Origin of the sequence: Burkholderia sp. Ac-20379 (assembly GCF_017104645.1) — a bacterium.
In the GTDB taxonomy this organism is placed as follows: Bacteria; Pseudomonadota; Gammaproteobacteria; order Burkholderiales; family Burkholderiaceae; genus Burkholderia.
The window spans coordinates 1-20,540 of sequence record NZ_JAAGPF010000123.1; the positions used below are offsets into that span (position 1 = coordinate 1).

19 protein-coding genes are annotated in these 20,540 nt (G+C 68.7%); 10 read left to right on the plus strand and 9 right to left on the minus strand.

Going from position 1 to position 20,540, the window contains the following annotated elements; genetic code table 11:
* Positions 1 to 374: carboxymuconolactone decarboxylase family protein (locus G3N92_RS17240; protein ID WP_206128747.1), on the plus strand; the 374-nt coding region annotated here is incomplete at its 5' end.
* Between the two features lie 136 nt (positions 375 to 510).
* Positions 511 to 1,662, plus strand: a complete 1,152-nt coding sequence (locus G3N92_RS17245) for a GGDEF domain-containing protein (RefSeq protein ID WP_206128748.1) — start codon at positions 511 to 513, stop codon at positions 1,660 to 1,662.
* Positions 1,663 to 1,699: 37 nt separating this feature from the next.
* On the opposite strand, the gene G3N92_RS17250 is transcribed toward G3N92_RS17245, so the two are convergent.
* Entirely contained in the window at positions 1,700 to 2,419 is a 720-nt protein-coding gene (locus G3N92_RS17250) for a helix-turn-helix domain-containing protein (protein ID WP_241014843.1), read from the minus strand.
* Positions 2,420 to 2,591: 172 nt separating this feature from the next.
* Between G3N92_RS17250 and G3N92_RS17255 the strand changes: the two genes are divergently transcribed.
* The 3 genes from G3N92_RS17255 to folE2 all read left to right on the plus strand — a co-directional run bounded on the left by G3N92_RS17255 (position 2,592) and on the right by folE2 (position 5,772).
* A complete protein-coding gene (locus G3N92_RS17255; RefSeq protein WP_206128750.1) occupies positions 2,592 to 3,344 on the plus strand; it encodes an SDR family oxidoreductase in 753 nt (250 codons plus the stop codon).
* Positions 3,345 to 3,595: 251 nt separating this feature from the next.
* The gene (gene zigA, locus G3N92_RS17260) at positions 3,596 to 4,813 is read left to right on the plus strand and encodes a zinc metallochaperone GTPase ZigA (protein ID WP_206128751.1); all 1,218 of its coding nucleotides are present in this window, start codon (positions 3,596 to 3,598) and stop codon (positions 4,811 to 4,813) included.
* A gap of 59 nt (positions 4,814 to 4,872) precedes the next feature.
* Positions 4,873 to 5,772, plus strand: a complete 900-nt coding sequence (folE2, locus tag G3N92_RS17265; RefSeq protein ID WP_206128752.1) for a GTP cyclohydrolase FolE2 — start codon at positions 4,873 to 4,875, stop codon at positions 5,770 to 5,772.
* A 28-nt stretch (positions 5,773 to 5,800) separates the two neighbouring features.
* Here folE2 and G3N92_RS17270 read toward each other — a convergent pair whose 3' ends face one another.
* From G3N92_RS17270 to G3N92_RS17300, 7 genes are all read right to left on the minus strand, one after another.
* A complete protein-coding gene (locus tag G3N92_RS17270; protein WP_206128753.1) occupies positions 5,801 to 6,766 on the minus strand; it encodes a helix-turn-helix domain-containing protein in 966 nt (321 codons plus the stop codon).
* 120 nt (positions 6,767 to 6,886) lie between these two features.
* Positions 6,887 to 8,008, minus strand: coding sequence for a GlxA family transcriptional regulator (locus G3N92_RS17275; RefSeq protein WP_206128754.1), 1,122 nt, complete (start codon positions 8,006 to 8,008; stop codon positions 6,887 to 6,889).
* Positions 7,986 to 9,353 (minus strand): cytosine permease, encoded by a 1,368-nt coding sequence (locus G3N92_RS17280; RefSeq protein ID WP_206128755.1) that lies wholly within the window; start codon positions 9,351 to 9,353, stop codon positions 7,986 to 7,988. Before G3N92_RS17280 ends, G3N92_RS17275 begins: the two co-directional genes overlap by 23 nt.
* A 217-nt stretch (positions 9,354 to 9,570) precedes the next feature.
* On the minus strand, positions 9,571 to 10,350 hold the full coding sequence (locus G3N92_RS17285) for a glucose 1-dehydrogenase (protein WP_206128756.1): 780 nt from the start codon (positions 10,348 to 10,350) through the stop codon (positions 9,571 to 9,573).
* Positions 10,351 to 10,386: 36 nt separating this feature from the next.
* On the minus strand, positions 10,387 to 11,634 hold the full coding sequence (locus G3N92_RS17290) for a D-arabinono-1,4-lactone oxidase (RefSeq protein ID WP_206128757.1): 1,248 nt from the start codon (positions 11,632 to 11,634) through the stop codon (positions 10,387 to 10,389).
* Positions 11,635 to 11,692: 58 nt separating this feature from the next.
* Positions 11,693 to 12,784: a GlxA family transcriptional regulator gene (locus tag G3N92_RS17295; RefSeq protein WP_206128758.1), complete on the minus strand. Its 1,092-nt coding sequence runs from the start codon at positions 12,782 to 12,784 to the stop codon at positions 11,693 to 11,695.
* A 152-nt stretch (positions 12,785 to 12,936) separates the two neighbouring features.
* Positions 12,937 to 13,299 carry a helix-turn-helix domain-containing protein gene (locus G3N92_RS17300; protein WP_206128759.1) on the minus strand — a complete coding sequence of 121 codons (363 nt, stop codon included), beginning with the start codon at positions 13,297 to 13,299 and terminating at the stop codon, positions 12,937 to 12,939.
* Between the two features lie 101 nt (positions 13,300 to 13,400).
* Here G3N92_RS17300 and G3N92_RS17305 point away from each other — a divergent pair, with 101 nt between their 5' ends.
* The gene (locus tag G3N92_RS17305; protein WP_206128760.1) at positions 13,401 to 14,336 is read left to right on the plus strand and encodes an NmrA/HSCARG family protein; all 936 of its coding nucleotides are present in this window, start codon (positions 13,401 to 13,403) and stop codon (positions 14,334 to 14,336) included.
* A 45-nt stretch (positions 14,337 to 14,381) separates the two neighbouring features.
* On the opposite strand, the gene G3N92_RS17310 is transcribed toward G3N92_RS17305, so the two are convergent.
* Positions 14,382 to 15,302 (minus strand): methyltransferase domain-containing protein, encoded by a 921-nt coding sequence (locus G3N92_RS17310; RefSeq protein WP_206128761.1) that lies wholly within the window; start codon positions 15,300 to 15,302, stop codon positions 14,382 to 14,384.
* 247 nt (positions 15,303 to 15,549) lie between these two features.
* Between G3N92_RS17310 and G3N92_RS35520 the strand changes: the two genes are divergently transcribed.
* From G3N92_RS35520 to G3N92_RS17330, 4 genes are all read left to right on the plus strand, one after another.
* The gene (locus G3N92_RS35520) at positions 15,550 to 17,058 is read left to right on the plus strand and encodes a class I SAM-dependent methyltransferase (protein ID WP_339385765.1); all 1,509 of its coding nucleotides are present in this window, start codon (positions 15,550 to 15,552) and stop codon (positions 17,056 to 17,058) included.
* Positions 17,059 to 17,390: 332 nt separating this feature from the next.
* Positions 17,391 to 18,542, plus strand: a complete 1,152-nt coding sequence (locus G3N92_RS17320; RefSeq protein ID WP_206128763.1) for a porin — start codon at positions 17,391 to 17,393, stop codon at positions 18,540 to 18,542.
* A gap of 113 nt (positions 18,543 to 18,655) precedes the next feature.
* Positions 18,656 to 19,312, plus strand: coding sequence for a hypothetical protein (locus tag G3N92_RS34995; protein WP_241014842.1), 657 nt, complete (start codon positions 18,656 to 18,658; stop codon positions 19,310 to 19,312).
* Between the two features lie 319 nt (positions 19,313 to 19,631).
* A partial coding sequence (locus G3N92_RS17330) for an SMI1/KNR4 family protein (RefSeq protein WP_206128764.1) occupies positions 19,632 to 20,540 on the plus strand: 909 nt, incomplete at its 3' end.

The following is a 20,540-nucleotide window of genomic DNA, read 5'->3' on the forward strand; positions in this document are numbered from 1 at the left end:
ACTTGCCGCCCGCCGGCGCGCCGCCGCTGCCGCTCGACGAGGCCGCCGAACGGCAGCGCGCGCAGGCCGTCGGCGAGAACTTCGGCGCGACCGCGCCGGGCGTCGTGCACTACACCACCGAGGCGCTGTTCAACGATCTCTGGCTGCGCCCCGGCCTCGCGCCGCGCGACCGCAGCCTCGTGACGGTGGCCGCGCTGGTGGCGAACGGCCAGGTCGCGCAGATCCCGTATCACCTGAACCGCGCGCTGGACAACGGCCTGACCCGCGACGAGGCCGCCGAGATGCTGACGCAACTGGCGTTCTACGCGGGCTGGCCGAACGTGTTCTCGGCGCTGCCGGTGTTCCAAGAGGTCTTCGCGAAGCGGGCGGGGTGACAACGGACGAGACCGGAGAGACGGCGCGGATGGCCGGCCCGAATTAAACAAATTTGACGTTCACTGAGTTGTCCGACGTTCAGCGTAAAATGCGGCTGCCCCCGCGAAGTGCCGCCCGGGGGCCACCACGTCATTCATGCACGTCGACCTTCTAACCCTATATTTCCTCGCGATCGGAACGTTATTCGCCAGTGCCGGCTTGACGTTCTGGGAGCACGCGTCACACCCCAAGCGCAGCAAGGCGTTGCGGATCCTGGCAACGGGATACGCGACACTCGGCGCGGGGTGCGTGATCGTGCTCGCGCGCGCCGCGCTGCCGGGCATGCTGGGGCCGGCCGTCAGCAATCTGACCCTGCTCGGCGGCTATCTGCTGGTCCTGGGCGGGGTGGCGGCGCTGAGCGGACGGAACGCGATGCGGTTCTCGATCGGCCTGCTGCTGTTCGACGCGCTCGCGTGGGCGATCGTCGGCACGCGCTGGCCGCAAGCCATGTGGCTCTACATCAGCGCCGGGCCGATCGCGCTGGCCTGCGCCATGACCGCGTTCGAGCTGCTGCGCAGCGTCAGCCTGCAGGCGCTCCAGGCGCGCCGCATCGCGATCGTGGTCACGGGCCTCCACGCGCTGCTGTACGCGCTCCGCATGGTGCTGCTGCCGCTGCTGGCCGAGCGCTACGGCGCGCCGCTGGTGCTGCTGGCCAGCCAGATCACGATGTACGAAGGCGTGCTCTATTCCGTGATCCTGCCGATGACGCTGCTGCGGCTGGTGCGCGAGGAAACCCACAGCCGCCTGTTGCGCGAGGCGCAAACCGATTATCTGACCCGCCTCGGCAACCGCCGCTGGTTCTTCGAGGAAGGCGCGCTGGCGATCCGCAGGGCGAACGGCAAGCAGCCGTTCGCGGTGCTGGCGCTCGATCTGGACCAGTTCAAGCGCATCAACGACCATTTCGGCCACAAGGCCGGCGACGACGTGCTGAAATCGTTCGCCACGGTGGCGCGCGCGGTGCTCGGGCCGGACGCGATCCTGGCGCGGATCGGCGGGGAGGAATTCGCGGTGCTGCTATCGGGCTACGACGCCGCGCGCGCCGACGATCTCGGCGACTTCGTCGCGCAGCGTTTCGCCGCCACGGTCACCGTCAAGCGCGACGGCACGCCGATCCAGGCGACGGTCAGCGTCGGCCTGGCACGCTACGAGCAGAACATCCCCTCGCTCGGCGACATGCTGGCCGCCGCCGACACGGCGCTCTACACGGCGAAATCGCTCGGCGGCAACCGGCTGGTCCGCGCGGCCTGACGGCCGGCGGCCCCCGGCGCACCGCCGGCCGCGCAGCTCAACACTTGATCAGATCGAACATCTCGCGCATCGCGCGGCCCGCCAGCCGGCGCATCAGCACCGGATTGAGCCGCTCGGGCGCGCCGCTCGCGCCGAGCGCGGCCACGGTACGCCCGCGCAGGCGCAACGGCAGCGCGAAACAGTTCAGATTGGCTTGCGAGGCGGCCAGGTCGAGCGCGAAACCGCGTTCGCCGATTTCGATCAGTTCGCCGTCGATGGCCTTCGGCAGCCGGTCCTCGCGGCGCAGCTTGCGCGCCAGCAAGGGGTTGTGGGCCAGGAACACCTTGCCGATGGCGGAGGTGGTCAACGCGTCGCGCCGCTCGTCCATCGGATGCACGAAGCCGCGGCCGCCGGCATCGAGCGCGTCGAGCGTCAGATAGGCGCGCGTGCCGCACGGCACCGCCAGGAAGCACGCCTCCCCGCACAGCTCGTTGAACGCCCGCAGCGCCGGCGCGAACGCCGCGCGCAGCCGCTCGCTCTGCGGCGCGAGCGGGCGCGCCGTCACCTCGAGCCGCAGCCCGAGCGCGTAACGGTTGCGCTCGCGCGTCACGTAGCCCATTTCGACCAGCGTATCGAGCACGCCATGCACGGTGCTCTTGCTGAAGCCGGTCGCGGCCGCCACCTCCATCAGCCGCGCGGCGCCGCCCTGCCCGCTCAGCGCTTCGAGCACCGCCATCGCACGCTGCACCGACTGGATTGCCTTGCCGCCGCGTTCCATCACCGCCTTCTCCTTGCGCTTCGATCCCGTCTTTATAACCGCATCCGCCGCGTTCGCGTTCGGCCCTGCCGAACTTTCGCCGCTATTTGAGCCGCGCGCGCCCGGTGCAACGTGGCGTCCGCTAAGTTCCGGGCTGCGTTCCCCGAACCCGACGAACTCCAAGGACACCGATATGGATCTTCAATTGAACGGCGCGAAAGTGCTCGTCAGCGGCGGCACGCGCGGCATCGGCCGCGCGATCGTCGAGGCCTTTCTCGCGGAAGGCGCGCAGGTGGCGTTCTGCGCACGCGGCGAGGCCGGCGTGGCGGCGGCGCAGGCCGAACTCGGCGGCAACGCGTTCGGCGCGGCCGTCGACATCACGAACCCGGCGCAGGTGGCCGGCTGGGTCGACGCGGCGGCCGAGCGGCTCGGCGGCATCGACGCGATCGTGCCGAACGTCAGCGCGCTGGCCGGCGGCGGCGAGCTGGCAACATGGCGGCGCGCGTTCGATACCGATCTGCTCGGCACGGTCGGCTTCTTCAACGCGGCGCTGCCGTACCTGCGCCGGTCGCAGGCGGCGTCCGTGGTGCTGATTTCGAGCGTGTCGGGGCGCGAAGTGGATCGCTTCGCGGAACCGTACGGCGTGCTGAAGGCCGCGCTGATCCACTACGGCAAGACGCTCTCGGCGCGCCACGCGGCCGACGGCATCCGCGTCAACACGGTGTCGCCGGGCAACGTCTACTTCGTGGACGGCGTGTGGGGCGCGATCGAGCGCGAGCAGCCCGACGTGTTCGCGCAATGCCTGGCCGCCAACCCGATGGGCCGCATGGCGCGCCCCGACGAAGTCGCCAAGGCCACCGTGTTCCTCGCGAGCCGCGCCGCCAGCTTCACGACCGGCACCAACCTGCTGGTCGACGGCGGGCTCACGCAAGGCGTGCAGTTCTAGATCGGCTACGGCGGTATCGCGCGCCCGCGGCGGCAACGGTGCCGCCCCGCCGTCCCGCCGCCGCGCGCGCTTCGCACACCGTCCAGCGCCTGAATCCGGCCCCGAATTCCCCTCCTCACCGCGCCGTTCCCCGTTCGCCGCACGGCAAACCGCCGTCTCGCTCCTCGCCGAAACTCCACACACGCACCGTGATGATATAACGTATCATTTGAATTCCCCGGCCCGCTCCGCGCCGTCCCCGAGATACCACGATGAGTCAAGACACCCTCACGTCCTCCCCGCCCGCCCGGCTGCCGGTCACGGTGCTGTCCGGCTTTCTGGGCGCGGGCAAGACCACGCTGCTGAACCACATCCTCAACAACCGCGAAGGGCGCCGCGTCGCGGTGATCGTCAACGACATGTCGGAGGTCAACATCGACGCCGCGCTCGTGCGCGAAGGCGGCGCCGAGCTGTCGCGCACCGACGAGAAGCTGGTCGAGATGAGCAACGGCTGCATCTGCTGCACGCTGCGCGAGGATCTGCTGCAGGAGGTGGATCGCCTGGCGCAGGAAGGCCGCTTCGACCAGATCGTGATCGAGTCGACAGGTATTTCCGAGCCGCTGCCGGTGGCCGAAACGTTCACGTTCGAAGGCGAGGACGGCCGCTGCCTCAACGAAAGCGCCCAGCTCGACACGATGGTGACGGTGGTCGACGGCTACAACTTCCTGCGCGACTACAGCTCGCGCGACAGCCTGCAATCGCGCGGCGAATCGCTCGGCGAGGAAGATCGCCGCACGGTGGTGGATCTGCTGATCGAGCAGATCGAGTTCTGCGACGTGATCGTGCTGAACAAGATCGACCTGCTCGACGGCGGCGACCGCGAACGGCTGACGGCGATCCTGCGCGGCCTCAACCCGCGCGCCCGCATCGAGGCGGCCGAGTTCGGCAAGGTGCCGCTCGACCGCGTGCTCGGCACCGGCCTGTTCGATTTCGACGAGGCGTCGAAGGCGCCGGGCTGGCTGCAGGAAATGCGCGGCACGCACACGCCGGAAACCGACGAATACGGCATCGGCAGCTTCGTCTACCGCGCGCGCCGGCCGTTCCATCCGCAGCGCTTCCACGCACTGGTGGAAAGCGAATGGCCCGGCGTGGTGCGCTCGAAGGGCTTCTTCTGGCTGGCCAGCCACCCGACGCTGGCCGGCAACTGGTCGCAGGCCGGCGCGGTGGCGCGTCACGGCCCGGCCGGCTACTGGTGGGCCGCCGTGCCCGACGAGCGCTGGCCCGAGGATCCCGAAGCCGTCGCGATGATCCGCGCGAAATGGGATGACCGCGTGGGCGACGCGCGCCAGGAAATCGTGCTGATCGGCATGGAGATGGACGAGGCCGCGCTGCGCGCGCGCTTCGACGCCTGCCTGCTGACCGACGCGGAAATGGCGCAAGGCCCGCAAGCCTGGACCGCCTGGCCCAGCCCGTTCGCCGACTGGCCCTGACATGAACGCGCGCCCCATGCCGTGAGCCGGTGGGGCCGCCCCACCTTCTGGTTCTCCGCATGAACGCAGCGCTTCCCGACGTATCCCTGACCGACCTGGCCCCGAGCCTCAGCCCGCTCGAATGGGTGGGCATGCGTGGCATCGATGTGCCCGTCACGCTCGACGAACCCGGCTACCGGCGCACGCTGCACGCGCGCGCCGATCTGCAGGTCGATCTGCCCGCCCCGCACGTGAAGGGCATCCACATGTCGCGCCTGTACCGGCTGCTCGACGATCACGCCGAGGCCGGCCCGCTCTCGCCGGCCGGCCTGCGGCGGCTGCTGGAAGCGATGATCGACAGCCATCGGGACTGCGAAACGCGCAACGCGCGGCTGCGCCTGCACGCCGAGCTGCTGACGCGCCGCCCGGCGCTCGTCACCGAAGGGCTGTCGGGCTGGAAATCGTATCCGGTGCGCATCGACGCCGAACTCGCAAACGGCTGCTTCGCACTGCGATGCGAAGTGACGGTGGGCTATTCGTCGACCTGCCCGTGCTCGGCCGCGTTGTCGCGGCAACTGATCGAACAGGGCTTCCAGCAGGCGTTCGAGGGGCAGGCGACGGTGGATGCCGCCGCCGTGAGCGCCTGGCTGCGCCGTCACGCCACGCTCGCCACGCCGCACAGCCAGCGCAGCGAGGCCTGCGTGTCGGTGAGCGCCGAGCGCGACGCGCCCACGCTCGGCCTGCTCGCGCTGATCGACCGCATCGAGGCGGCCGTCGGCACGCCGGTGCAGACGGCCGTGAAGCGCGCCGACGAGCAGGCGTTCGCCGCGCTCAACGGCGGCAACCTGATGTTCGTGGAAGATGCCGCGCGCCGCATCCAGGCGGCGCTGCACGACCGCGACGACGCGCGCGTGGAAGTCCGGCATCTGGAAAGCCTGCATCCGCACGACGCGGTGGCGTGGTCCGCGCCGTCGCGCTGACGCGCCGTTCAAGCGCGGCGCGCGCCGTTCAGGCGTCGCGCGCGGCGTGCTTCTTCGCGGTGGCCGACGGCAGTTCGCCGAACATCACGCGGTAATCGTGCGCGAAGCTGCTCAGGTGCCAGAAGCCCCAATGCGTGGCGGCCGCCGTCACCGATTCGCCGCGGCGCAGCTCGCCGCGCACGTGATTGAGCCGCACCGCGCGCAGGTAGGCGATCGGGTTCACGTTCAGCACGTCCTGGAACGCGTACTGGATGGTGCGCCGGCTGACGTCGAACTGCGTGCACATCTCGGCGATCGACAGCGGGCACAATTCGGGATCCTCGAGGCGTTGCTGAATCGAATGCAGCAGCGCCTGATGCGCCGTGCGCCGGGCCGCCGCGCCCGGCAACTCGGTGCGCCGCGAATCGAGCGCCTCGAGCAGCGCGAACAGCACCGTGCGCTCGAACAGCTCGAAGCGCGCGCGCAGCGCCGCGCCGTCGCCGTCCGCCGGGCCGGTGGACATCGCCATCGCCTCGCGCAGCAGGCCGCGCAGGCGCTGCGCCACCTCGGGCTGCATCGGCACCAGCGGCGCGCGCGCCTTGTCGAGCAGCGCGCGGCCCAACCGGCGCGACGCCTCGCCCGACAGCCGCGCGACATCCACCTCGATATTGACGAGCACGTGCTTGTCGGGGGAAAAGAATTCGAATTCGGATTGGCCGGAGAAGACATGCAGGCTGTCGCGGTCGCTTTTCTCGCCGCACATGCGCGCATGGCCGGTCAGCTCGAGCGGCACCGCGATCGCCACGCGATCGGCCGGCACCGAGCCGCGCTGCAGGATGATCTTGTTGAGATCCTCGACCAGCAGCCGGATCCCGCCGACGCGCAGCGTGGCCGAGGTGCCCTCGAACAGCCCGCCCGAAATCTGCAGATAGCGCAGATCCCAGCCGTCGAACGATTGCGCCTGGGCCTCGACGTCGGTGTAACGGCCATAGGCGGCCGCGAACACCGGAGGCATCGGCTCCGCCAGGTCGTTCCCCGTATTCCTCAAAGCCGCCATGACGCGCCCCATCTTCAGGCCAACCGGATCGCGCCCATTATCGCGCATCAATAATCGGCTCGCAGCGCGGCGCCGCGCTCAATAGAATTCGATCCGGTCCGGATAGACGTCGCGCCAATCGTGCGCGACCGGCGCGCCGCCGGCGTCCTGCGCCCGTTGCGCGCCCTGCGCGCGGTAGCGCACCGGCGGCAGCCCGAAATGCGCCCGGAACTCGCGGCTCAGGTGCGAGCCGCCCGGGAAACCGCAGCGCACCGCGATATCGGCGACCGGCTTGTCGGTGCGCGCCAGCAGCCACGCGGCGAACTGCAGGCGCATCTGCTTGCAGTAGGCGCGCGGCCCCATGCCGGTGGATTCCTTGAACAGCCGTTCGAGATGGCGCACCGACAGGTCGAGCCGCTCGGCCAGCTGCGCCGGCGAAATGCCGGTGGCGATGTGCTGCTCGATGATCAGCGCGGCGCGCTTGACCTTCGGATGGCAGCGCTCGGGCAGGCGGCCGCCGTGGGCCTGCGGCGCGTTCGCGTCGTCGGGATGCGCGATCTGCAGGATGCGCAGCGCCTTGTCCACCACGAACGCATCCACGTGCCGGCGCAGGATGGTGGCGGCCACGTCGGCCGACGCGCGCCCGCCCGCGCAGGTGATGCGGTCGCCGTCGGCCACGAACAGGCGATCCGACACGATCTGGCGCGGATCGATCGCCGGAAACGCCTCGAGCAGATCCTGCGCATGAAACCAGCTCACGCAGATCGGGCGGCCGTCGAGCAGCCCGGCCTCCAGCATCGCGAAGCTGCCGGTGCACAGCCCCACCACGGTCGCGCCGCGCGCCGCACAGCGCGCGAGAAACGCCAGCGTGGCGCGCGAGGCGCGGTTGCGCCCGCCGAGCAGGCCGCCCACCACCACCACGTAGTCGTAATCGGGGGCATCGCCGAAGCCGCCGTCGGGCACGATCTGCGCGCCGCAGCTCGCGCGCACCGGGCCGCCGTGCTCGGTCAGCAAGGCCCAGTCGCAGCGCACCCGGCCGCTGCGGTCGCCCGAATCGCTGACGAGGCGCAGCACGTCGACGAACGCCGCGAACGCCACCAGCGTGAAATCGTTCAGCAGGACGAACGCAAAACGGCACTTGCCGGCCCGCGGGCCGGCAAGTGCCGGGGTGTCGGACGCGGGCGCCAGGCCCGCCGGCTCATTCGACGGCGAATCCGGCATCGCGCGCGCGCCGCGACGACGCGGCAAGCCAATACAGCGCGCCCGGCACGATCAGGCTGGGAATCCAGCTCACGTCGGCGCCGATGATCCGCGCGAAGTAGCTGTGGTAGAAGGACAAATCCATGAACGGTATCGTGCTCGCGATACCCAGACAGTAAATCACGATCGTCTGGATGTTGAAGGCCCCGTAGCGGCCCTGGGGATCATACATGTCGGGAACCGAATAACGGCCCCGGCGTACCAGATAGTAATCCACCAGATTGATCGAACTCCACGGCACCAGCACGTAAATTTGTGCATTGAGGATGTCGGAAAAGTAATCGCTGAAGTGATACTGGGTGCCGATCGCGATCCAGGTGCCGAGGCTCGCCAGCAGCGCGAGCACCACGAACTTGGTGGATTTGCGGATATGCGACACCTTGCGGAAGCCCGTGAAGATCGTCACGGCCGACATGTACGCGCTGTACAGGCTCAGCACGTTGAACACCAGCACGCCGAGCACGATCACGAACAGCGCCGGGCGCGACCAGGCCCCGAACAGGCTCGCGATGGCCGTGCCCGGATCGCTGACCACCGATTTGCTGACGGTGGCGAGCACCGCGCCGAGGATCATCACCAGCGCCGAGCCGAGCAGCCCGCCGAGATAGGTGTACCAGAACGTCGCGCGGGTGCGCACCGAATCGGGCAGGTAGCGCGAGTAGTCGGCCACGTAGGGGCCGAAGCCGAGCGTCCAGGACGCGGCCTGCGCGACGATCAGGTTGAACGCGCCCATCGAGAAGCCATGGTGCACGCCGTAGGCCGGCATCGGCGCGCTCGGCAGGCGGAAGATCAGCACCGCGGTGGCCGCGAACACCAGGAACGACAGCACCGTCATCGACGCGCCGAGCTTGTGGATCAGCTCGTAGCCGATATAGCTGATCACGAACGTCACGAAACCGAACGCGATGATCGCCTGGTTATCCGACATCGGATAGATCGCCTTGATCGACTCGCGCATCACCACGCCGTCGGCCGCGACGAACAGCACGTAGGCCAGCGTCACCACCACCAGCGGCAGCGCCGCGCCGAACACGCCGAACTGCGCGCGGCTCTGGATCATCTGCGGAATGCCGAGGTGCGGCCCCTGCGCCGAGTGCGCCGCCATGAAGATCGTGCCGATCACGTTGCCGAGCACCACCGCCACGATGGTCCAGAACAGGTTCAGGCCGGACACGATGCCGAGCGTGCCCACCACCAGCGCCGTGACCTGCATGTTCGCGCTGAACCAGATCGTGAACAGCCGCTTGGGCGTGCCATATCGTTCGTTGAGCGGAATAAACTCGATACTGCGTTTTTCGACGTCCATTGCTGTCCTTCGCGAAGAGTGGAAACACATGCGCCGGCCGGGTTCGAGGCCCCATGGCGGCAAGGTTCGTGCACTGTAGAAACGCCAAAAACCCGGCACTATCGGATATCGGCAACCTCGGGACATCCCTAGGCGAAACGGTAAGAAACGGCAAAAAAACGGCGAAAAAAATGCGCACGGCGCGGCGCCGTGCGCGTCCGTCTTTCCCAGCCCGCGATCAGACGGCCGAGAAGCCGTTGTCGACGAACAGGTGCGTGCCGTTCACGAAGCTCGCTTCGTCGGAAGCGAGGAACAGCGCGGCGGCCGCCACTTCCGACGGCTCACACAGCCGCCCCTGCTGCGCGGCGATCGCCTCCTCGGTGGCGTCCACGCCCATCGCCTGCAGGTCGGCCAGTTCGCGGATGCCGTGCGGCGTGCGGATGAAGCCCGGCGCGATCGCATTGCAGCGGATGCCGCGGTCGCGATATTCCACGGCGATCGCCCGCGCGAACATGTGGCACGCGCCCTTGGTGGCGTCGTACAGCACCTCGCCCGGCGTCGCGCACACCGCCGAGATCGACGAGGTGCAGACAATGCTGCCCTTGCCCTTCTCCAGCATCTGCGGCAGCACCGCCTGCGTCATCAGGTACATGCTCTTCACGTTGACCGACATGAGCCAATCCCACTCGTCTTCCTCGATCTCGAGGAACGGCTTCACGATCAGCGTGCCGGCGTGGTTGAACAGGATGTCGGCCGGGCCGAACGCCGCGCGCGCGGCGGCCACGGCGCGGTCGACGTCGGCCTTCTTCGACACGTCCGCGCCGAAGCCCATCGCCTGCAGGCCCTGATCGCGCAGGCTCGCGGCCAGCGATTCGGCCGCGTGGCCGTCGCGGTCGACGATCGCCACGCGCGCGCCCTGCCGCGCGAACAGTTCCGAGGCCGCGCCGCCGCAGCCGCCCGCGCCGCCGCTGACGATCGCCACTTTTCCGGCCAGGCGGCCGTCGATTCGAGAGGTCATTTCAATCGCACTCCTAGATGCTGGGCACAGCGCCGTTCAACTGAACAGCGTGCGCAGATGGTCGTTGAGGAAGCGCCCTTCGGGATCCACGCTGCGGCGCAGCTTGCGGAACGCCTCGGCGCGCGGGAACCAGCGATCGACGTCGTCGCGGTTGGCGAAATGCAGCTTGCCCCAGTGCGGACGCGCGCCGTACTGGCGCAGGATGTCGTCCACGTCCTTCAGGAACGGCCAGTAGTCCACACCGTTCGGGCCGCCCGAGCACGAGATCGTGACGCTGTCCTGGTTGTGGAACGGGCTGATCCAGGCCGGATCGCCCGCGGTGAAGCGGTATTCGACGGGATAGATGCAATCGGAGTGCTTGGTCAGGATCAGCTCGCGGATCTCGCGCAGCGCCTGCTTGCCGAACTGCGCCGGCACCGCGTATTCGAGCTCGTGGAAATTCGGCACGTAGTGGATCGCGAACACCTCCGAGCTGTAGGCCACCTTCTCGTGCGCGGTTTCGCGGTAGGTGCGCGCGTCGGTCGGATCCATCACCTTGATCTCGCAGACATCGAAATCGCGTGGCGTGTTGGCCACGCCCGACGTGTCGGGCAGGCCGTACAACGCGGCGCTCTGCGGCGTCGGGCACCAGAAGAAGCCGAAGTGCCGGTGCTGCGCGGCCAGTTCGTCGTGCATTTCCATGCAGGCCTCGAAATCCTCGCGCCAGACGCGGTCGTGCAGCCAGTACGCATCGGCCACCTGCAGCGTCATCTCGGAGATCACGCCGAACAGGCCGATGTTCACCTGCGTGGCGTGCAGCAATTCGATGTCGCACGCGTCGCTGACCTCCATGATCGAGCCGTCGGGCCGCACGATGCGCATCGCCACCACCTGCGAGGACAGATTGCCCAGCGTCGCGCCGGTGCCGTGCGTGCCGGTGGCGAACGCGCCGGCGATCGCCTGCGAATCGATGTCGCCCTGGTTCACGAGCGACAGGCCGAGCGTCTTCAGATGGCGCGTGACGGCGTTCAGCTTGGTGCCGGAGGCCACCCGGACGCGGCGGCGTTCGCGATCGACGTCGAGAATGCCCTGATGGTTCTCCAGCGACAGCAGCAGCCCGCTGGTGGCCACCACCGGCGTGAACGAATGGCCGGATCCGGCGCAGCGCACGTTGAGCCCGCGATCGTTCGCAGTCTTGACCAGTTCGGCGATCTCGGCTTCGCTAGACGGCGCGGCCTTGTGCGCGGCGACGAACGACTGGTTGCCAACCCAGTTTCGCCAATGGCCGCCTTGAGGAAGTTGCATGGGACTGCCCTCCGATGACAGGGAAATACGCAGCGGGAAACGGGCGCGGCGCGCCCGCTCAATGGAATTCGACGCGGCCCGGATACAGTTCGGCCAGCGAGGGCGACGCGGCGTGCAGCACCGGCAGCGCATCGAGCGGCTCGGCATCGGCAGCCCCGGCGGCCGGCGCTTCGGCGCGATACCGCGTGGGCGTGGTGCCGTAGGTGACGCGGAATTCGCGCCCCATGTGCGAGGCATCGGCGAAACCGCACGCGCCGGCGATGGTGGCGATCGTGCGATCGGTGTGAGTCAGCAGCCAACGCGCGAGGCGCAGCCGCAGCATGCGCCCGTAGGCCTGCGGGCCGAGCCCCGTTTCGGCCTTGAACAGCCGTTCGAGCTGACGCACCGAGACATCGACGCGCGCCGCCAGTTCGTCGAGCGACAGCGGATCGGCCATGTGCTGCTCCATCAGCAGGATCGCGCGGCGCACGCGCGGGTGCGCATGCGCGGGCACCGACGGCAGGTGCGCCTGCGGCGCGGTGGCCCGATCCACGCCGTCCACCTGCAGGATCCGCAGCGCCTTGTGCACGTAGGCGGGATCGATGTGGCGCGCGAGGATGGTGGCGGCCACGTCGATCGACGAGCGGCCGCCCGAACAGGTGATGCGGTCGCCGTCGGTCACGAACAGCCGGTCGGCCACCAGGTGCGCCGGGCGGATCGCCGGAAACTGTTCGAGAAAATCCCAGTAGTGGAACCAGTTCACGCAGATCCGCTTGCCGTCCATCAGGCCCGCGCGCACCAGCGCGAACGTGCCGGTGCAGACGCCCACCAGCGTCGCGCCGCCGGCGGCGGCCCGGCGCAGGAAATCGAGCGTGGCGCGGCTGGTTTCCGGCCCGGAATGCAGCAGGCCGCCCACCACCACCACGTAATCGAAGCGGCCGGCCTCGTCGAACGTGGTCCACGCATTCATGCTGATGCCGCAACTCGACCGGATCGGCGCACACGATTCGCCGATGATTTCCCAGGCGCAGCGCTCCGGGCGGCTCTGATCGCCCTCGTCGCTGGCGAGCCGCAGCACGTCGACGAAGCCGGACAGCGCCGTGAGCGTGAAATTCGGCAGCAGCACGATGCCGAACCGTACCCGTTGCCTGCCTGCCCCGTCGTCCTTCATTCCGCCTCCCGATCCCGTCCGTGCCCGTTGCCGCGGCGCGCTGCCGTTTGCGCCGCGCCGCTCCGAACCGCACCTTATGTGGCCAATTCGCGCGTCACTATCGGATTTCGGCAATTACGGGTTTTCACCCAACGGGAGAACGCCCCCGGCCGCTACGCGCCGCCCTGCGCCGCGAACGCCTCCCGCGCGGCCATCACGGCCCCGCGGTGCGCGACCGTCCAGCCGAGAATCGCCTGCAGATGCGGTTCCAGCGAGCGCCCAAGCGGCGAAATCGCATAGGACACCGCAACGGGCGCGGTGCTGACCACCGTGCGCGTGATGAAGCCGTTCGCCTCGAGGCGGCGCAGGCACTGCGTCAGCGCCTTCTGCGTGATGCCCGCGTTGGCGCGGCGCAGCGCGTTGAAGCGCATCGGCCCCTCGCAGAGGCAGCCGAGCACCAGCAACGTCCACTTGCTGGTGATTTCCTCGAGCACGAGGCGGTTCAGTTCGAGATCTTCGGGGGAGAGCGAGGCCATGTTCGGGATACTCCGGGCTACCAGGTAGCCTTCAGGTGCGTAATTGCGTTCAGGTATCAAATGTATACCATCAACGACCTCTGACACTGAGGAATACGAAGATGGCAATCGATCGGGAACGTACGCAAGGCGTGGTGCTGGTGTTCGGCGCGACGGGGCAGCAGGGCGGCGCGGTGGCCGCGGCGCTGCGGCGCGACGGTTGGGCGGTGCGCGCGTTCGTGCGCGATCCGCAGGCGGACAAGGCGCGCGCGCTGGCCGCGCAGGGTGTGGAGTTGGCGCGCGGCGATTTCGCCGACCTGGCATCGATCAGGACTGCCATGCAGGGCGCGTACGGCGTGTTCAGCGTGCAGCCGAGTTCGGGGCAAGGCGCGGCGTACAACGTCAGCGACGAGCAGGAAGTGGCCTACGGCAAGGCCATCGCCGATCTCGCCGTGGCGGCGGGCGTGCAGCATCTCGTCTACACGTCGGTCAATGCGGCCGGCCCGGTGCAAACCGGCATGGGGCACTTCGACAGCAAGTCGGAGATCGAGGCGCACATCCGCGGCCTCGCGCTGGCCAGCACGATCGTGCGCCCGGCCGGCTTCATGGAGCTGCTGATGCTGCCCGGCATGGGGCTCGACCAGGACGCCTATACGTTTTTCCTGCGGCCGGGCCAGGCCGGGCAGACCATCGCCGCGCAGGACATCGGCCGGATCGTCGCGCGGATCTTCGCCGCGCCGGAACGCAACGCGGGCCGCACGCTCGAAATCGCCGGCGACCAGCTGACCGCCGAAACGCTGCAAGCCAGCCTGAGCCGCGCCGCCGGACGGCCGATCCACTACGCGCGCTTTCCCGACAGCCTGCTGGCCCAGAACCCGTTCCTGGGCCGTCTCGCCGCGCTGTTCGACGACGGGCGGCTGGCCGGGCGCGCCGACATCCCGGCGCTCGAGCGCGAATTCGGCCCACTGCTCGGCTTCGATGCGTGGCTGGCCGGGCCGGGCAAACCGCTGTTCGAGGCGGCGCTCGCGGCCGGCGCGGCGCCGATCGCGCTGCGCTGAGCGTTCGCGGGCTGTGCAGCGGCGAGCGCCGGCTGCACAGCCGCGTCAACCCGGCTTGCGGGCCGTCAGATACGCCACACGCTCCGCCGACACCATCCGCCCCGCTTCCACCTGCGGCCGCATGATCTGCTCGAAAAAACGCCGCTCGTTCGGCGTGAATTGCGCGGCCAGCACCGCGGCCAGCGTCGGCGCCCACGGGTGGGGCGAGGTGCCGAGCAGCACCGCCCACGACGTGACGGACGCGGGCTGCACGTCGATATGGAACGCCATGTGCACGTTCGCGAACCCTGCGTCGAGCGCGAAGCGCACGAGGTCGCGCTCGCCGTAGTTCGTGATCGGGCTGGCGGCGATGCGCGCCTCGGTATCGGGGAATTGCGCGGCCTTCCAGCGATGCAGCAGGTGCAGGAAATTGTCGCCCTCGATATCGGGCAGCGTTTCCACCACCGCTCTCAGGGCGCTGGCCTCGATCGCCTCGTCGCGCAGGATCGGCTCGGCGATCGAGAGCCGTCCGCCGGGCTTGAGGATCCGCAGGCATTCGCGCAGCGCGGCCGGCTTGTCGGGCACATAGGCGAGCACGGCGCGCATCGTGACGGCATCGGCCGATTCGCTCGCGATGCCGTCGAGCCGTTCCGCCGAACCTTCGACGAACGTGCAGCGCTCGCGCAGCCCGCGTTCCGCGAACCGCGCCTCGGTATGGCGCAACAGCGGCCCGGAAATATCGCTCAACAGCAGATGCAGCGACGGACCGACGCGATCGATCGCACGCAGGCCGACCAGGCCGTCGCCGGTGCCGATGTCGGCGAGCGTCATGCCGGGCGCGAGCTGCGCGCCGTCGAGCACGCGATCCGCATAGCCCACGAGTTCGGTCGCGAGGCGGCCGGCCTGTTCGGGATCGTCGGCATGGCGGATATGCAGCAGCCAGTCGGACCAGAGATCGGAAGCGGGCAAGGCGGTGTCGCGGCGCATGAGGAGGTCGGATGGGCGAATCGGAAAGGAAGGCATGCCGGCCCGCTCCGCACAAGGCGACGCATCCGGCCGGCTTCCGGTTATAGCCGCGCCTGCCTTATGAGAAGCTGAAGGCCCGCCCCGATTCGCTTCGGAATCCATTGGATCGCGGGCGCCGATGGACAAGCCGCCACGCGCCGTGAGAGGCTTCGCCTCACGCCGGCCCGGCCCTGGCGCCGGGTGCGCCTTCATGGAAACGGAACGGATCGTGAGCGACTGGAAAGCCGGCAGCATCGACGGGATTGCCTACACCCACGGCTATTGCGACGAACTGAATCCATTGCGCGCGCCGCTGCCGCTGCTGCAAGCCGGCTTCGCGCCGCCCACGGTGCGCACCGCCTGCGAACTGGGTTACGGTCACGGCGTCAGCGTCAACCTGCACGCGGCCGGCTCCGACAGCCGCTGGTTCGGCACCGATTTCAACGCGGCGCACGCGCGCTTCGCGCAGCAACTCGCGCAGCGGGCCGGCGCGCAGGCCACGCTGTTCGCCGACAGCTTCGCGGCGTTCTGCGCGCGCGACGATCTGCCGAACTTCGATTTCATCGGCCTGCACGGCATCTGGAGCTGGGTGGACGACGCGCATCGCGCCTGCCTCGCCGATTTCATCGGGCGCAAGCTCAACGACGGCGGCGTCGTCTACGTCAGCTACAACACCGAACCGGGCTGGGCCGCGATGCTGCCCGTGCGCGAACTGCTGCACAGCCATTTCCGTGCGGGCGCGCGGCGGGTCCCGGACGACGCGGCGTCCGGCGAGGCGCAGGCGCTATCGCAGATCGCCGATTCGATCGCATTCCTGCGGCGCGTGATGGCCGCGCAGCCCGGCTATGCGCACGCGAATCCGCAACTGGCCGCGCGCATCGACGCGCTATGCGCAGCCGATGCGCACTATCTCGCCCACGAATATTTCAATCGCGACTGGCAGCCGCTGACGTTCTCGCAGGTAGCCGCCGGGTTCGGCGCGTGCGGCCTGCGCTACGCGGGTTCGGCCGACTATCGCGACGGCGTCGACGAGATCAACCTGACGCCCGCGCAACGCGAGCTGCTGGCCGGGATCGACGATCCGGTCGTGCGCGAGACGACGCGCGATTTCTGCACGCTGCGCTCGATGCGCCGCGATTACTGGGTCAAGGGCGCGCCCACGCTCGATGTGGACGCACGGCAAGCCGCGCTGCGCGCGCAGCGCGTGGTGCTGGCGCTGCCGCGCGATGCGGTGAAATTGACCGTGCGCGGCGCGCTCGGCGAAGCGGCGCTGCCGGCCGCCACCTGCGACCCGATTCTCGATGCTCTGGGCGGCCATCGCCCCACGCCGCTCGCCGAAATCGAACGGCGCGCGCATGGGCTGGCGTTCGACGTCGTCGTCAAGGCCGTCACGCTGCTGGCGGGCAGCGGCGTGCTGCTCAATGCGCAGGACGACGCACGCATTGCCGCCGCGCGGCCCGCCTCGGCGCGGCTCAACGCCGCGATCTGCGAGCAGGCGCTGGCGCGCGGCGACGTGCAGTTCCTGGTCAGCCCGGTCACGGGCTCGGGCGTGCGGGTGCCGCGCGTGGCGCAACTGTTCCTGCTGGCGCGGCAGCGCGGGTTCGGCGCGCCGGCGCAATGGGCCGCGTTTGCCGAAGCCGCGCTCGATGGCGAAGAAAGCCATCGGGCGCTGAACGAGAAAGCGCAACGTTTCGCCGATATTCATGTGCCGATATTGCAGGCGCTGGGGATTGCCTGAATTCGCAATACCATGACGATTTTCAGCCACACGCCATTCGGAATTGAGAATTGCAGCTAGCTGAATGACGCGGCACGATTCAAAAAACATCGCGCGTCGCCTGCTTGCCGGGTTTCGCTTGAAACCCGCGCATCGATTTGATTAACAAGGGTATTTCAACACATCGCCCGCTCGATTTTCATATCTTGCGGGCATATATCCTTATTCAATTCTGCCAGCAATTCATATTCCGATCCGATTCATTTGGACTCCCGAAGCACGACGTTGGGAATCGAATTTCGCGTCTTTAGCATTCGCCGTCATCCCACACGCTAAAGCGGCAATTCATCCAGATGTTGAAAACAATCGTTCGAACCGGGGTTCTCCTGGCGGGGTTCGTCTCGCCGTTCGCCCATGCGCAAAGCGCGGTCACGCTGTACGGCCTGATCGACGCGGGCCTCATGTTCACCAACAACGTCGCCAAAAGCGGACAGCACGGCGCGCTGCTGCAAGCCACCAGCGGCAACATCAACGGCAGCCGCTTCGGCGTGCGCGGCAGCGAGGCGCTCGGCGGCGGCTATCGCGCCGTGTTCGTGCTCGAAAGCGGCTTCAACCTCCAGAACGGCAAGCTCGGCCAGGACAACCGCCTGTTCGGCCGCGAAGCCTATGTCGGCATCCGCACGCCGAATGCCGGCTTCGCGGCGCTCGGCCGTCAATACGATTCGGTGGTGGATTACGTCGCGCCGCTGTCGGCCGAATCGGGCTCGTTCGGCAAATCGAGCTTCGCGCACCCGTACGACAACGACAACATGGCGGACCTGCTGCGCTTCAGCAACGCCGTCAAATACGCGAGCCCGAACTTCGGGGGCCTGCAGTTCGGCGGGCTTTACGCGTTCTCGAACAGCACCGGCTTCAACGCCAACCGCGCCTGGAGCGCGGGCGCGCGCTATGCGAACGGGCCGCTCTCGCTCGCGGCCGGCTACCTGCAGGTGGACGGCACCAACGGCACGAACCCGGCCGGCGCGGTGGACACCGCCGAATCGAGCGCGAACGGCGTGGCCGGCTTCCAGCTCGCCGCGCGCGTGCAGCGCGTGGTGGCCGGCGCGGCGCGTTATCAGGCCGGCGGCGGCTCGGTCGCGTTCGTCTATTCGCACAGCCAGTTCGAAGGCAGCCAGGCGTTCGGCGCGTCGAACGGGCAAGTCGGCTTCGACAACTATGAAGTGAACGGCCGCTACCGGCTCGCGCGCCATCTCGACCTCGGGCTGGCCTACGTGTTCACGGCCGGCCACGTGACGCGATCGGCGTCTTACGGCAGTGCGCCGAAATGGCAGCAGATCGACACGCAGCTCGTCTACTCGCTGTCGCGGCGCACCGATATGTACTTCGAAGGGATATATCAGCGCGTGAGCGGCCACCGTTATGTGGCGATGATCGATACGGCGGGCGGCGCATCGGGATCGGCCACGCAGGTGGTGGCGACGGTGGGCGTGCGAACGCGGTTTTGAGGGGCGGAACGTTGGGGCGGGGCGCGCAAGGCCGTGCAAGGGTCGGCCCCAAGGGCAGCGGAACGATATAAACGATATATACTGTTTATATTGTTAATCCGACTGGAGCCTCCATGAACACGCAGACCACGCCCGCCGCGCCGGCCGACGCCGCACCGCAAACCGACGCCGTGCAAGCCGATACGGCCGCACCCGCGCCCGCACCGAAGAAAGCGGACGTCAAGGCAGACAAGGCCGCCAAGAAAACCGGCAAGAAGAACGCCAAGGCAGCCGCCGAGCCGGCGGCGCCGGCTGCGGACAAGCCCGCGAAGAAGGCCGGCAAGGCCGATGCCAAGGCTGCGGCAAAGGTCGACGTGAAGCGCAACGAGAAGGCGAAAGCCGCCGAAAAAGCCGCCGCGAAGGTTGAAGAGAAAGCCGACGTGACGCCGGAAGCCAAGGTGGAAACCAAGGCCGACGACAAGGCGGCGAAGGCCAACGCCAAGGCCGAAGCCAAGGCCGCCGCGAAAGCCGACAAGAAAGCCCCGGCGGAGGCCGCGGTCAAGCCCGCGAAGCGCGAGAAGGTGATCCGCGACAGCTTCACGATGCCGAAGTCGGACTACGCGAAGATCGACACGCTCAAGAGCAAGTCGCTCGAAGCGGGCGTATCGGTGTCGAAGAGCGAACTGCTGCGCGCCGGCCTGCTGCTGCTCGAAGCGGCATCGACCGAAGCGCTGGTGGCCGCCATCGGCGCCGTCGACACGGTCAAGACGGGCCGCCCGCCGAAGCACTGATCGGCAAGCAGCCCCGCCCTACCGGCCCGACGCCACGTCGGGCCGGTTTCGTATGTCATTCCCGCCTGCCTCGCTTCCTACCTGGCGTCCCGCCTCATTGCATCGTTATCCCGATTGATAGCCGATGCCGGGCATGCGTTCGCACGCGCGTTGCGCACCGCAATTGCTCGGCACAGCCGCCTCGCGCGTCACGGCGATCCCGCGCCGCCCGCTCGCGAACGACACAACGGCTTCGACAGCGGCGCAAGGCGCGCGCGGCAGCCCGCCCCCCGGTTCGGCTACCATCGCGGTTCGATCCGCTTCCGAGCCCGAGGCCACGATGACCGCTTCCGACTTCTCCGACGACGATCTCGCCGCACTGCGCGCACACGGCATCGTGCTGTTTGCCGATCGCGTGATCTTCGACGCCCAACCGCCGATGCCGCCCGAGCAGATCGCCGCCATACAAGCCCAATGCGACGGGCCGCTGCCCGACGCGCTGCTCGCGCTCTGGCGACTGACGGCCGGCGGCAGCCTGGACTACCAGTTGAGCCTGCCGATGAACGGCAACGAGGAAGCGATCAGTTGGACTGAATTGTTCTACAACGGCAGCAAGGGCTATCACGACCTGCAAGGCTGGATCGATCACGAGCGCGAACTGGCCGAGACGGTGGCCGCCGAGCGCGGCAGGACCTGGGGCGGCCTGCTCGACGTGGTGCCGTTCGGCGGTTTCGAGTATTGCGACCGGGTTTATGTGGTCACCACGCCGGGCGCGCCCGACCACGGCCATGTGCTGGCCTGGAAACAGGGTATGCCGGCCACCTGGCACGGGATGATGCACGCCGACGGCCTCGCCACCGTGGCCACCGATCTGCACGCGGCGTTCCGTGCGCTGCAACTCGATGGCGATCCGCTCGGGCCGGATGCGGAAGCGGGCGCCGAACTGCTCGACTACCTCGAAGAACGCCGCGAATCGCACGACTTGCCGGACGCGCTGGCCGACAAGCTGATCGCGTTCTACCGCCGCGCCATGATCGACTGGCGCACGCCGCTGGCCGACGGCACGCTGCTCGGCCAGCCCAGGCTCGTTCGCGTGGCGCTGCGCGCCGCCGTGGACGGCGACGACGCGCCGCTGGTGGCGCAACTGGCCGCCGCGGGCATCCCGCTCGATCCGGTGCTGGCCGGCAGCCTGAACCCGGTTCAGTACGCATTGCGCCGCCAGCGCTTCGCGGCGGCCAGCGCCCTGCTC